Genomic DNA, 12,928 nt, shown 5'->3' with positions numbered 1-12,928 from the left:
TGTGGCCGATCACCCTCTCAGGTCGGCTACGCATCGTCGCCTTGGTGGGCCGTTACCCCGCCAACTAGCTAATGCGCCGCAGGCCCATCCACAAGCGATGCCGAAGCATCTTTCACGATTCGCCCAGGCGGGCGAATCGATTATCCGGTATTAGCAGGCGTTTCCGCCAGTTATCCCGGTCTTATGGGCAGGTTGCCTACGTGTTACTCACCCGTCCGCCGCTAACCTTGTCCCGAAGGACAAGATCCGCTCGACTTGCATGTATTAGGCACGCCGCCAGCGTTCGTCCTGAGCCAGGATCAAACTCTCCAAAAAGGGTAGTTCAAACTGCGCTCATTACAAGCTAGCTTTACTTCTTTAAAAAGCATATGCGCTCATGTTCAGTTTTCAAGGAGCAAGCTTGTCTTACTCGGTGTTGCTTGTCCGACTCGCTCTCGCGGCCGGAGAAATAATGTACCACATTCGCTCGTTCGATCGCAAGCGACAATGTTTTCCATCGTCGATCGTATCCGATTCGAGCGGTGCCGCTTTTTCGCGGCGACAAGAATAGAGTATACCCACTTTTGCGTCCGATTGCAAATTGTATTTTTTTCCATTAAAAAAGCCGTCCGCGCAAGGCAGACGGCCGTGGAATCGAATGCTTAGTTCAACGGGTACAACACTAGATCGACCGGCAAGTACGAACCCGCCGGCGGCGTCAGCTCGATGTCCAAATACGGTTCGTTCCCCGTCGTCCGGTACAACATGAACACCCCGTCGAGCGCCGTAATGACGCCGGAAGCCGGCGCGAGAACCATCTCGCCGTTAATTTTCAACGGGCCCTTATAGATCCCGCCCCGCGCAAGCATGACAAGAGCCGATTTCCCCGGATTTTTCACCCGAATGTTATAGACAACCCCGTAATTTCCATAGTTCTCGACGGTTTGCTGTCGGAATACATCGTACCCTTGCACGTATTTGTCATCCACGTTATCGCCGATCGTAAACTTCTTCGCGCCGGAGATCGTCGACGCGTCCGTCTCCCACCGCACTTCGGAGACCGGGAAAGACCCGCGCACGTGGCGATCATAAGGGAGCTCCTTGTAACCAAGGGCCGCTTCCATCGGTTCGCCCGGCAACATCGCCGCGAACGTGAACGTCAGTTCGTCGCTCGTCTCTACGTCGTACATCAGATTGATGCCTTGGCCTTTCGTCAGCTTCGGAAGATAGGCGTACGCCTTCGATTCGCCCGGTTCGACCGTAATCGTCGGTTTATTCGCATCGCCTACCAAGAAATCGACGGAAGCTTGATAACCGATCAAGTTGATGAAGGTAGAAGGATAAACCTCTCCTTGCCGCGTCGTCTCGATCGTAACCGGTTCCGTTCCATGGTTCGTTGCGATAATGGCGAATTGGACGTCGGCGTCCATCTCGTTAATATGATTCGCGTACAATCTCGCCTTGCCCTCGACCTGATCTCGGTACAATACACCGTACTCGACGATGTTCTCGGGACTATCGCTGACGAGCAGCTCGCGCGATTCGTCGCGTACGGAAGCGACCGGGAGCTTCGTCGCGCTTGTGATATGCTTCGCGATGTCCGTCTTCTCCAGCTTCACGAACGACTGCAGCTTCGCGTGCTGCATCTGGAAGGCGACTCTATCATACATGGTCTCGTTCGTAATCGTAATGTTCTTCGTGAACCATTCGCTGACGTTCCCTTGGCTGTCCGTCACCTGCATCGACACCTCATGCGTGCCTGGGGTGAAGAACGCGTCCTGCTTGTTCTTCCAGGAGGCGAACTGGATGCCGTCCCCTTCCACATCGTAGCTGAGGTCGATATACTTCACGAGCTCGCCCATCTTATACGTATCCTTGCCGAACGTAAACTTCGCGATCGGCTTGCCGTTCACCGAGGAAGGCAGCTCCGGGCTCCATGGCGCATAGAGAACCTCGACCCGATTCAATGTGCCGTCATACTCGTATTTCGCGCCGATCCGGTCCATAAACCATGTCAGCTGCGCCATCAGCTTGCCTTCCTTGCTAATGAGGAACGTCGGCTCCATCGGCCCCGGCATACCGTCGATCAATGCGGTGCGCGCCGTCAGGTCGATCGCAACGTTCGTCTTCCCGGCCGTAACCGCGATCGTATTCGTCAGCCCGTCGAATACGACCGGCAGCCCGAACGTATCGCCCAAAAACTTCACCGGCACGTACATCTTGCCGTTCGGCGACACCGTCGCAGGCGACGTCAGCAGCGTCTGCTGGCCGTTAACGAACGCCTCGGGCTTATTGACGTACAACCACACCTTCATCGCTGCCGTAGGCGCCGCGGATGCGGTTGCTCCCAACAACCCGAACAACATCGAAATTACAAGTGCCATTCCTACCGTCTTCTTCACCATGTATCTCTCTCCCTCGTGTTTCTCACACCACAAATAGACGCAAGCCAACGAGAAAAGTTTCACCAGCGATATGTAAAAATTGTTACCAGTTTCCATTGAAAATAAAAAAACGCAGGAGATCATCCTCTCCTGCGCGTTCCTTCGTCAAATATTACACCGCTCCGCCGGCTTGCTCGATAACGCTCAACGCTTGGCGGTGCACGCCCTCGTCCACGACGGCTGTCAGAAGCACGTCCCGTCCGGTAGGGCCGCCCTGACCGCCGTCGCTCATCCCGCTCGCGTCGGTGCCCGCCGACAATAAGATGCCTGGACTGTTGCCGCCGACGTCCGCCCCAAGCGTCAAAGCAGCCAAGCTCCCGAAGTCGCCCGAAACCGGATTTTCGGCATGGGCTCCGCCGCCGCCGCCCGGATATTTCGATATCCGGTCGATACTGACATCGATCGCGCGAAGCGCATGAAGCTTTTGCGCGGCGCCTTCCGCCTCTTCCGGCGACTTGAAATACGCCAGAATATTCTTTTCCATCGTTCTCCCTCCTTCCTTACCCGATCTTTCCTCCGCGACGCTCGATCGCTTCGACGGCCTTATCGTACTGGCGATCCTCGACGACGGCCGTCACGACCGGCTGCCCGCCGTCTTCGCGGGATAGTCCGTCGGGCAGCAAGCCGCCCCTGAACATGAGTCCGGGCAAGAGCACGTTATTCGGCTGCCCCATATATGAGGCCCCTACCATCGAGCCTTGATTTTGAGGGATCATCGGAATGACGGCCGCCGTGTCCGCCGGAAATCGACCGTTCAGGTCACCGGGCGTTCGGTCCGCGGTCACTTCGATCGCGCCAAGCGCCCGTAAATCGGTCGCGGCCGCTTCCGCGTCGTCCTCCTCGTTGAAATACGCCTGAATATGCCTTACCATCGTTGCATTCGCTCCTATTCCTGCCTCCGGTCGGCGGCGTGCATCCGCTCCAAAGCTTCCAGATCGTCTTCGTCCGCCAGCTCCCGGGAAAATTCTACGTCCTCGTTTTTGCCGATCGGCAATTGCCGTTCTTGTTTCTTCGCGTCTGTCATTCGTCTCACCCCGCATCCGTAGGATGACGTTAGCTTGCCCCTTAACTCTCGTTCCGAAACAACTCGGCGAAGTCCACCGCCTCCGCCGGAGTCTCGCCATCCGTACGTCCATAGAAGCGGCGTTCCATCTCCGCATTCGCCTTCGCCGCATCCTCGTCGCCCGGGCGGATCTCGGCCGGAGTCGAATCCCAGGCTTTCGTCGGTTTCTTTTCGAGTTTCATTCTTTTCGCCGCCTTCCTTCCCTGCATCCGGTAAGCTCGTTCCCCCATAAGTTCCCCCGGCGGACGGGCGAATATGTGCATAAAAAAAGAGAAGGAGCTTGTGCTCCCTCTCTTAATCGCCCTTGAACGCCTTGCGCATCCGTTCGAAGAACCCGTTATTTTCATGCGTACGCTCGCCGGACATGCCGCCGAAATCGCGAAGCAGCTGCTTCTGTTCTTCGGACAAGTTCGTAGGCGTAACGACGACCACTTTCACATGCTGGTCGCCTTGGCCATGGCCGCGAAGACGCGGCACGCCCTTGCCCTTCAAGCGGAAGTACGTGTCCGTCTGCGTGCCCGCCGGAATTTTCAACTTGACCCGTTCGGTCAGCGTCGGCACTTCGATCTCGTCGCCGAGCGCCGCCTGCGCGAACGTTAGCGGCACTTCGCAATAAATATCCTCGCCTTCCCGCTCGAAAAATTCGTGCGGCTTAACGCGGATCGAGATATACAAGTCGCCCGAAGGTCCGCCGCGCATACCGCTCTCGCCTTCGCCGGATACGCGCAGCTGCGCGCCGTCGTCGACGCCCGCCGGAATGCGGATGTGGATCTTCCGTTGCTTCTTGACCTTACCGGCGCCCCAACAGTTGTTGCAGCGATCCTTAATGATCTTGCCCGTGCCGTTGCAATTGCCGCAGGCGCGGCGGTTGACGATGCGCCCGAACGGCGTGTTCTGCACGACTTCCTGTTGTCCGCTGCCGCGGCAGACGGAACATGTCTCCGGCTTCGTGCCCGGCTTCGCGCCCGACCCTTCGCAGACGTCGCACGTCTCCGTGCGGGGAATCGTAATGTCGGTTTCCTTGCCGAAGACCGCTTCCTTAAACTCGATCTGCATTTGATATTCGAGGTCCGCCCCGCGCTGCGGCGCGTTCGGGTTGCGCCGACCTCCGCCGCCGCCGAAGAACATATCGAAAATATCGTTGATGCCGCCGCCGAAATCCGCTCCGCCTCCGCCGCCGAAGCCGCCGAAGCCTTGGTTCGGGTCGGCGTGGCCGAAGCGGTCGTAGTTCGCGCGCTTCGAATCGTCCGATAAGACGTCGTACGCTTCCTTCGCTTCTTTAAACTTATCGGCCGCGTCCGGCGCCTTGTTCACGTCGGGATGGTATTCCCGGGCCAGCTTCCGGTACGCCTTCTTGATCTCGTCCGCGGAGGCCCCCTTCTGAACCCCTAGCACCTCGTAAAAGTCGCGTTTCGCCACGCGTTCACCCCCCTACCCCATAGAGAAAACGGCTCGCGCCCGAAACCGGACCGCGCCGTCACCTGAAATAAAAGCGAAGCCCAAGCGCACTTGGGCTTCAACCTACTGCATCATAACCGTTACTTGTCTTTATCGTCAACCACTTCGTAGTCGGCGTCGACGACATTGTCCTTACGGGAAGCGCCCGCATCCGATGCCCCGGCGCCAGCTCCGGCGTCCGCGCCGCCGGCTTGCTGCTGCGCGCCCATCTGCTCATACAGCTTCACGGACAATTGTTGAACGATGTTCGACAATTCTTCGGTCTTCGACTTGATCTCGTCGAGGCTGCCGCCTTCAAGCGCCTTCTTCAGCGCTTCCTTCGCTTCTTCGGCTTTCTGAATCTCGGACGCGTCGACCTTGTCGCCGAGGTCCTTGATCGTCTTCTCGACCGTGTAGACGAGCTGATCCGCCGTATTGCGCGCTTCGACGAGCTCCTTGCGCTTGCGGTCTTCTTCCGCGTTGCGCTCGGCTTCCTTCACCATTTTATCGATCTCCTCGTCGGACAATCCGCTCGAGGAAGTGATCGTGATTTTCTGGCTCTTGCCCGTGCCCTTATCGGACGCGCTGACGTTCACGATCCCGTTGGCATCGATGTCGAACGTAACCTCGATCTGCGGAATGCCGCGCGGCGCCGGCGGAATGTCGCCGAGGATGAACCGGCCGAGCGTCTTATTGTCGGCCGCCATCGCGCGCTCGCCCTGCAGCACGTGAATTTCGACGGACGTCTGGTTGTCCGCGTACGTCGAGAACACCTGCGACTTGCTCGTCGGAATCGTCGTGTTGCGGTCGATCATCTTCGTGAACACGCCGCCGGCCGTCTCGATGCCGAGGGAGAGCGGCGTGACGTCGAGCAATACGACGTCCTTGACGTCGCCCGTCAAGACGCCCGCTTGGACGGCCGCGCCGATCGCGACGACTTCGTCCGGGTTGACGCCCTTATACGCTTCCTTGCCGATAAGTTTCTTCACGGCTTCTTGAACGGCCGGAATCCGCGTCGAGCCGCCGACGAGAACGACCTTGTCGATCTTGTCCGCCGACAATCCCGAATCCTGCAGCGCGCGGCGCGTCGGGCCCATCGTACGCTCCACGAGATCCGCCGCCAGCTCTTCGAACTTCGCGCGCGTCAGATTCATCTCCAAGTGCTGCGGCACGCCGTCGACGACCGTAATGAACGGAAGCGAGATCGTCGTCGTTAGCACCGTGGACAATTCTTTCTTCGCCTTCTCGGCTGCGTCCTTCAGACGTTGCACGGCCGCCTTATCTTTGGACAAGTCGACGCCTTGCTCCTTGCGGAATTCGGCTACGAGATGATTCATGATGACGTCGTCGAAGTCGTCGCCGCCGAGACGGTTATCGCCGCTCGTCGCCTTCACTTCGAACAAGCCGTCGCTCAGTTCGAGAATCGATACGTCGAACGTACCGCCGCCGAGGTCGAAGACGAGGATCGTCTGATCTTCGTTCTTCTCGAGGCCGTACGCCAGCGCGGCCGCCGTCGGCTCGTTGACGATCCGCAGCACTTCGAGGCCCGCGATCTTGCCCGCGTCTTTCGTCGCTTGCCGCTGCGAGTCGTTGAAATACGCCGGAACCGTGATGACGGCTTGCGTCACCGACGTGCCCAAATATTCTTCCGCGTCGGCCTTCAGCTTCTGGAGAATCATCGCCGAAATTTCTTGCGGCGTGAATTCCTTGCCGTCGATCGTCGTCTTATGGTTCGTTCCCATATGACGCTTAATCGAGATGACCGTACGTTCCGGATTCGTGATCGCTTGACGCTTCGCCGTCTCGCCGACGATACGCTCGCCGTCCTTCTTGAAGCCTACGACCGACGGCGTCGTCCGGTTGCCTTCGCGGTTCGGAATAACGACCGCTTCGCCGCCCTCCATGACCGCGACGCAAGAGTTCGTGGTCCCGAGGTCGATGCCTATAACTTTACCCATAACGCGTGCTTCCTCCTTGATTAAGCGAACTGTATTCTATGTGTGTGAAAATGAGACCGCGCCGTCGTTACTCGGTGACCTTCACCATCGACGGGCGAATAACCTTCTCCTTGAGCATGTATCCCTTCTGCAGCTCCTCCAAGACGATGCCCGACGCTCCGCCCTCTTCGGCGGGCACCTGCATGATCGCTTGGTGCAGCTCGGGGTTGAACGGCTGACCGATCGCCTCGATCGCCTGCAAGCCTTCGCTCTCGAGCAGCTGCCCCAACTGACGCTGGATCATCTCGACGCCCTTGGCGAGCGAATCGAAATCGCTATGTTCCCGACTCGCCGCGATCGCCCGGTCGAAATTGTCGATGATCGGAAGAAGACCCTCGATCAGCTTCTGCGAGGCGTATTTCGCGAATTCTTCCTTCTCGGTCCGCGCGCGGCGCCGGAAGTTATCGAAATCGGCCTGCGTGCGCAAATAACGTTGATAGTTCTCCTCCGCCGTACGCTTGGCGGCTTCCAGCTCCGAAGCGCCTGTCTCGACGACTTCGGCTTCGACCGTCTCCGCGGCTTCCGTCGTCTCGCCGGATTCCATAGCGATCTCCTCGGCCGGGGTCGTTCCCTGTTCCTTCTCCGTCTCCTGTTTCATGCGCCTCTCACCTCCTTATCCATATCCCAGTATGCCCCCCCGCGATTCGCGGGAACCGTCGCCGCGAACGCGGCAAAAAAGCAGGAGACGAACGTCTCCTGCGCATCGACGGCCGTTATCGGTACCAACGAGACAAACTGTTCGTTAAATCCTTCGTAAATAGATCAAGAACCGCGATCACCTTCCGGTAATCCATGCGCGTCGGGCCCAAGATGCCGATCGTACCGACCGGCTGTCCCTCGATCGAATAAGACGCCGTGATGATGCTGCAATGATTGATCGCTTCCAGCGTGTTCTCTCCGCCGATCTTCACTTGAATGCCGGCCGGCGTCGCCGCGAACATGCGAAGCATCGTCTCGGTCTGATCGAACAGGTCCAGAATCGTCTTGACCTTATCCACGTCCTTGAACTCGGGCTGCGTCAGCATATTCGTCGCCCCGCCCAAGTACAAGCGGTCCGACTCGTCGCCTTCGAGCACCGATTCGACGACCGCGAGCAGCTCCTCGTAGCCGGCCACATGCTTGCTCAGCTCCGCGACAAGCTCGGTATACATCTTCGAGCGCAAGCGGTACAGCGGCACGCCCTTCAGCTTCGCGTTCATGACGTTCACGAACTTCTCGATCTCGCCGACCGGCACGCCGTCCGGTATCGTAACGGTACGATTCTCGACGTGTCCCGTGTTCGTAACGATGATCGCGACCGCCGATCGTTCGTTCAACGGAATGAGCTGGAGCGACGCGAGCGTCGTCTTGTACGTCTCCGGCCCGAGCACGATCGCCGTATAATTCGTCAAGCTAGACAGAATCGTAGCGGCATGCTGAACGACGCCCTCGACCTCTTGAATCTTATTCTCGAAGAACGTCTTGATCGATTCTTTCTCCATGGGAGACAGCGAACCGGGACTCAGCAGGTGGTCTACGTAATATCGGTACCCCTTGTTCGAAGGAATCCGCCCGGCGGACGTATGCGGCTGCTCGAGAAAACCGAGCTCCTCAAGGTCCGACATCTCGTTGCGGATCGTCGCGGCGCTGTATCCAACGTCCCCGCGTTTCGATATGCTGCGCGAGCCGACCGGCTCCGCGGAACGAATATAATCGTCGACGATCGCCGACAAAATCATCTTCTGACGCTCGGATAACAAACGACAACCCTCCCCGGAGTTCGAGTGATTAGCACTCCTTAACGATGAGTGCTAACCTACTCCAAACATACCGAATCGGGAGGGTCGTTGTCAAGTCAATCTAGCCTTTTGAGCACCGCGATTTCGTCGCAGTTATGTTGCTTCTTGCAGTGGATGCAGTCGCGCCAAACCTTCTCCGGAAAGATCTCTTTATTCACGACCGTAAAGCCGTTCCGCTCGAAGAAGGCGACCTCGTACGTGAGCGCCATCAGCTTCGGCACGCCTAATTCCCTCGCCTGCAACTCGAGCATCTCGACGATCTTGCGGCCGATGCCTTGGCCCTTATACTCGGGGTCGAGCCCGAGGGAGCGCACCTCTACCAGGTCCGCGCCGAGACGCAGCAATGCGCCGCAGCCGACGATCCGGCCGTCGATCTCGGCCACCACGAACGTGTCCGCCTGCTCCCTCAGCATCTCCTTCGTGCGGGGCAGCATGATGCCGCTTTCCGCATACCCTTGAATCAAATCATATAAGAAGTCGACGTCGTCGACTGTCGCTTTCCGGCAAACCGCGGTCTGGATCACGGCGCATCCCACGCTTCCGTCGTAATGTTTTCGATTGAATAAATATACAACAACTTGAATAAACGCACAATACATTCGAAGCAAAAAAAGATTCTCTCCCAACGTAACATACGTTGTGAGAGAATCCTTGGTGCGGATGTTTCAAGCCCTATTGTTACGCGGTCGCCTGCGCGCCCAGGAATGCGCCGAACACCTCGTTGCCGAGCAGCACGCCGTTCGGCGCGAGCCGCCAGCCGCCCTCGGTCGGCTCCAGCATGCCCTGACCCTGCAGCCGGCCGATCGTCTCGCCGAAGACGTCCTCGAGCTCGCGCCCGAATTGGGCGCGGAAGTCGGCGCGGTCGACCCCTCGCAGCAGCCGCAGCCCGACCATCATGAAGTCTTCCATCGCTTCGTCCGGGTCGACGTCGAACTTCTCGAGCAGCGGCAGCCCCTGCTTCGTCGCGTCGATATACGGCTGAATGCCCTTCACGTTGACGTGGCGGGCGCCGCGGACGTAGCCGTGCGCCCCGGCGCCGAGCCCGTAATAGCTCTCGTTGCGCCAGTACACCGTATTATGCTTGCTCTCGAAGCCGGGCTTCGCGAAATTGCTGATTTCGTACTGCTCGTAGCCCGCTTCCCGCATTCTACTCATGATGAGGTGGAACATCTCGACCTCGTCCTCTTCCTTCGGCAGCGGCAGCTCCCCGCGCTCGTAGAGCGTGTGGAACAGCGTATTTTCTTCCACCTTCAGATTGTAGATCGAATGATGCGGCAGCTTCAGCTCGAGCGCCCGGTCGAGCGTCTCGTTCATCTGCGCGATCGTCTGGTTCGGCAGGCCGAAGATCAAATCGATCGATACGTTCGCGAAGCCGGCCGCGCGGGCGTTTTCGAGGCTACGATACACGTCGTCCACCGAATGAATGCGCCCGATCGCGTGCAGCAACCCGGTATCGAACGATTGCACGCCGAACGACAATCGATTGACGCCGCCTTCGCGCATCGCCTGCAGCTTCTCGAGGTCCGTCGTGCCGGGATTCGCCTCCATCGTGAACTCGTACCCCTCGGCCAGATTCGGAAAATACGTCCTCACCGACTTCAGGAACCGTTCCATCTGCTCCGGCGTCAGCACAGTCGGCGTTCCGCCCCCGACGAAGACGGTGCGGATCGCGCCCGGCGGCACCGCCTTCGCGGTCGCCTCCATCTCGCGCTCCAGCGCGTCGAGGTATTCGTGCACCGGCTGACCTTTCAGCACATAGGAATTGAAGTCGCAATAATGGCACTTGTTCGTGCAGAAGGGGATATGAAGATACACCGCTTCCGGCGTCTCGGTCCGTTGTCTCACAATGAGCGTAACCTCCTTTCCTTGGAAAATGTCTCTCGCGGGGCATCCCGCCAAAAAACGTTGCCCCGGCGCGATTCCGCCGGGGCAACGCCAGCCGCTATTCGTCGATCTTCAGCACCGCCATGAACGCTTCTTGCGGCACCTCGACCGAGCCGACCTGCTTCATGCGCTTCTTGCCTTCCTTCTGCTTCTCGAGCAGCTTGCGCTTCCGCGAGATGTCGCCGCCGTAGCACTTGGCGAGGACGTTCTTCCGCATCGCCTTGACCGTCTCGCGGGCGATGACCTTCTGGCCGATCGTCGCTTGGATCGGTACCTCGAACATCTGGCGCGGGATAATATCCTTCAGCTTCTCGCACAGGATCCGTCCGCGGTTGTACGCGTTGTCGCGGTGGACGATGAACGAGAGGGCGTCGACCTTTTCGTTATTGAGCAAGATGTCCATCTTCACGAGGTTCGACCGCTTATAGCCGGACACCTCGTAGTCGAACGATGCGTATCCCTTCGTGCGCGACTTCAGCTGATCGAAGAAATCGTAGACGATCTCCGACAACGGAATGTCGTAGATGAGCGTGACGCGCGTCGCGTCGAGGTACTGCATGTCGATGAAGTCGCCGCGCTTGTTCTGGCACAGCTCCATGATCGCGCCGACGAAATCCTTCGGCACGATGACCGAGGCTTTCACGTACGGCTCTTCGATATGGTCGATGCGCTGCTGCTCCGGCATATTGGCCGGGTTGTCGATGTCCACGGTCGTGCCGTCCGTCAGATGTACCTTGAACACGACGCTCGGCGCCGTCGTCAGCAGCGGAATGTTGAACTCCCGCTCGATGCGCTCCTGAATGATCTCCATATGCAGCAAACCTAGGAAGCCGCAGCGGAAGCCGAAACCGAGCGCCTGCGACGTCTCGGGCTCGTACCGCAGCGACGCGTCGTTCAGCTCCAGCTTCTCGAGCGCCTCCCGCAGCTCCGCGTAGTCGGACGTCTCGATCGGATACAGTCCGCAGAACACCATCGGGTTAATCCGGCGATAGCCGGCGAGCGGTTCCTTGACCGGATTTTTCGCGTCGGTGATCGTGTCGCCCACGCGCGTATCCTTCACGTTCTTGATGCCCGCCACGACGAAGCCGACGTCGCCCGCCCGGAGCTCGTCCACGCTTGCCATTCTCGGGCGGAACGCGCCGACCTCGATGACCTCGAACTCCTTCTCCGTCGCCATGAACCGGATTTTCGAACCGGCCTTGATCGACCCGTCCATCACCCGCACGTACACGATAACGCCCCTATAAGGATCGTAATGCGAGTCGAAAATGAGCGCCTTCGTCGGCTGGTCCGAGTCGCCGACCGGAGGCGGCACCTTCTTCACGACCTGCTCGAGAATGTCCTTGATGCCGATGCCCGCCTTGGCGGACGCCAACACCGCTTCGCTCGCGTCGAGTCCGATGACGTCCTCGATCTCTTGTCGGATGCGCTCCGGCTCGGCGCTCGGCAAGTCGATCTTATTGATGACCGGGAGAATCTCGAGGTTGTTGTCGAGCGCGAGATACACGTTCGCCAGCGTCTGAGCTTCGATGCCCTGCGCCGCATCGACGACGAGCAGCGCGCCCTCGCACGCAGCGAGGCTGCGCGACACCTCGTACGTGAAGTCGACGTGTCCCGGCGTATCGATCAGGTTGAGCGTATATACTTCGCCGTCGTCGGCCTTGTATTGAAGACGGACGGCCTGCAATTTAATCGTAATGCCGCGCTCCCGCTCCAAATCCATCTGGTCGAGCAGCTGTTCCTGCATCTCGCGCTGCTGTACCGCGCCCGTATATTCCAGGATACGGTCGGCAAGCGTCGATTTCCCATGGTCGATATGGGCGATGATACAGAAGTTCCGAACCTTGCTTTGCCGCGAATCCATCGTAGACATAAGTCACCCCGTAGAAAATTAAGCCTATATCCACACTATTATAGCAATAGCATGGGTCTACGGCAAAGGCTTAATGCAGAACGGCGCCGATGAGGTCCGCCAAGAAGCGGATCGCGCCTTGCGCGAGGTACCGCAGACCGTCGCCTAGCGCGAGCGATACCCGGTTGATGGCGCCGGTATGCTGGCCCGGCTCGGCGAACGCCGGCGCGGCCGCGGCGACGGAGGCCGGCCCGGCGGGCGCCTCTGCCTCCGGCGACGGCGCGGGCGTTGCGCTCTTCGGCTCGGCCGCGGAAGTCGAGGCGGACGGCGGCGCCGCCGCCTCCGAAGCCTCCGTCGCGCGCGCCGACGGAGGCGGCCCCTGGACGCGCTCGAGGCCGGACGAGGCGATATCGATCCCGAAGAAGACGCTGATCGCGATCAACGCGAGGAATCCCGCCACCTTCGCTCCCCTCGATTTCTTCACCGTCCTCGCC

At 59.2% G+C, this 12,928-nt stretch carries 13 protein-coding genes and 1 rRNA gene; all 14 read right to left on the bottom strand.

The features are described 5' to 3' along the window. Positions 1–315: ribosomal RNA gene (locus tag FE782_RS05650) — 16S ribosomal RNA — on the bottom strand; the annotation flags it as partial. A 326-nt stretch (positions 316–641) separates the two neighbouring features. Further along, a complete protein-coding gene (locus FE782_RS05645; RefSeq protein WP_158299267.1) occupies positions 642–2,384 on the bottom strand; it encodes a stalk domain-containing protein in 1,743 nt (580 codons plus the stop codon). Between the two features lie 151 nt (positions 2,385–2,535). After that, positions 2,536–2,907 carry a hypothetical protein gene (locus FE782_RS05640; RefSeq protein WP_138193066.1) on the bottom strand — a complete coding sequence of 124 codons (372 nt, stop codon included), beginning with the start codon at positions 2,905–2,907 and terminating at the stop codon, positions 2,536–2,538. A 16-nt stretch (positions 2,908–2,923) separates the two neighbouring features. Beyond that, positions 2,924–3,295, bottom strand: coding sequence for a hypothetical protein (locus tag FE782_RS05635; protein ID WP_138193065.1), 372 nt, complete (start codon positions 3,293–3,295; stop codon positions 2,924–2,926). Between the two features lie 14 nt (positions 3,296–3,309). Then, the gene (locus FE782_RS05630) at positions 3,310–3,447 is read right to left on the bottom strand and encodes a YfhD family protein (protein ID WP_138193064.1); all 138 of its coding nucleotides are present in this window, start codon (positions 3,445–3,447) and stop codon (positions 3,310–3,312) included. Between the two features lie 41 nt (positions 3,448–3,488). Then, on the bottom strand, positions 3,489–3,668 hold the full coding sequence (locus tag FE782_RS05625; RefSeq protein ID WP_138193063.1) for a hypothetical protein: 180 nt from the start codon (positions 3,666–3,668) through the stop codon (positions 3,489–3,491). Positions 3,669–3,780: 112 nt separating this feature from the next. Beyond that, a complete protein-coding gene (gene dnaJ, locus FE782_RS05620; protein ID WP_138193062.1) occupies positions 3,781–4,905 on the bottom strand; it encodes a molecular chaperone DnaJ in 1,125 nt (374 codons plus the stop codon). A 119-nt stretch (positions 4,906–5,024) separates the two neighbouring features. Beyond that, positions 5,025–6,881 carry a molecular chaperone DnaK gene (gene dnaK / locus FE782_RS05615; protein WP_138193061.1) on the bottom strand — a complete coding sequence of 619 codons (1,857 nt, stop codon included), beginning with the start codon at positions 6,879–6,881 and terminating at the stop codon, positions 5,025–5,027. Between the two features lie 67 nt (positions 6,882–6,948). Then, a complete protein-coding gene (gene grpE, locus FE782_RS05610; RefSeq protein ID WP_138193060.1) occupies positions 6,949–7,518 on the bottom strand; it encodes a nucleotide exchange factor GrpE in 570 nt (189 codons plus the stop codon). Between the two features lie 115 nt (positions 7,519–7,633). Beyond that, entirely contained in the window at positions 7,634–8,659 is a 1,026-nt protein-coding gene (gene hrcA, locus FE782_RS05605; protein WP_138193059.1) for a heat-inducible transcriptional repressor HrcA, read from the bottom strand. 95 nt (positions 8,660–8,754) lie between these two features. Then, the gene (locus FE782_RS05600) at positions 8,755–9,222 is read right to left on the bottom strand and encodes an N-acetyltransferase (RefSeq protein ID WP_439116419.1); all 468 of its coding nucleotides are present in this window, start codon (positions 9,220–9,222) and stop codon (positions 8,755–8,757) included. A 154-nt stretch (positions 9,223–9,376) separates the two neighbouring features. Continuing rightward, entirely contained in the window at positions 9,377–10,543 is a 1,167-nt protein-coding gene (hemW, locus tag FE782_RS05595) for a radical SAM family heme chaperone HemW (protein WP_138193058.1), read from the bottom strand. Between the two features lie 97 nt (positions 10,544–10,640). Then, on the bottom strand, positions 10,641–12,455 hold the full coding sequence (lepA, locus tag FE782_RS05590; RefSeq protein WP_138193057.1) for a translation elongation factor 4: 1,815 nt from the start codon (positions 12,453–12,455) through the stop codon (positions 10,641–10,643). Positions 12,456–12,525: 70 nt separating this feature from the next. Then, positions 12,526–12,918: a hypothetical protein gene (locus FE782_RS05585; protein ID WP_138193056.1), complete on the bottom strand. Its 393-nt coding sequence runs from the start codon at positions 12,916–12,918 to the stop codon at positions 12,526–12,528. Positions 12,919–12,928: the final 10 nt, after the last annotated feature.

This window comes from Paenibacillus antri (assembly GCF_005765165.1).
In the GTDB taxonomy this organism is placed as follows: domain Bacteria; phylum Bacillota; class Bacilli; order Paenibacillales; family YIM-B00363; genus Paenibacillus_AE; species Paenibacillus_AE antri.
Note: the sequence above shows the minus strand (reverse complement) of the source record. Positions and strands in the feature narration are given on the sequence as shown.

What these genes read in the sequence shown, in the direction of transcription:
- FE782_RS05645 (WP_158299267.1), bottom strand. Translation starts at nt 2,384, where the DNA reads ATGGTGAAGAAGACGGTAGGAATGGCACTTGTAATTTCGATGTTGTTC.
- FE782_RS05640 (WP_138193066.1), bottom strand. Translation starts at nt 2,907, where the DNA reads ATGGAAAAGAATATTCTGGCGTATTTCAAGTCGCCGGAAGAGGCGGAA.
- FE782_RS05635 (WP_138193065.1), bottom strand. Translation starts at nt 3,295, where the DNA reads ATGGTAAGGCATATTCAGGCGTATTTCAACGAGGAGGACGACGCGGAA.
- FE782_RS05630 (WP_138193064.1), bottom strand. Translation starts at nt 3,447, where the DNA reads ATGACAGACGCGAAGAAACAAGAACGGCAATTGCCGATCGGCAAAAAC.
- FE782_RS05625 (WP_138193063.1), bottom strand. Translation starts at nt 3,668, where the DNA reads ATGAAACTCGAAAAGAAACCGACGAAAGCCTGGGATTCGACTCCGGCC.
- dnaK (WP_138193061.1), bottom strand. Translation starts at nt 6,881, where the DNA reads ATGGGTAAAGTTATAGGCATCGACCTCGGGACCACGAACTCTTGCGTC.
- grpE (WP_138193060.1), bottom strand. Translation starts at nt 7,518, where the DNA reads ATGAAACAGGAGACGGAGAAGGAACAGGGAACGACCCCGGCCGAGGAG.
- lepA (WP_138193057.1), bottom strand. Translation starts at nt 12,455, where the DNA reads ATGTCTACGATGGATTCGCGGCAAAGCAAGGTTCGGAACTTCTGTATC.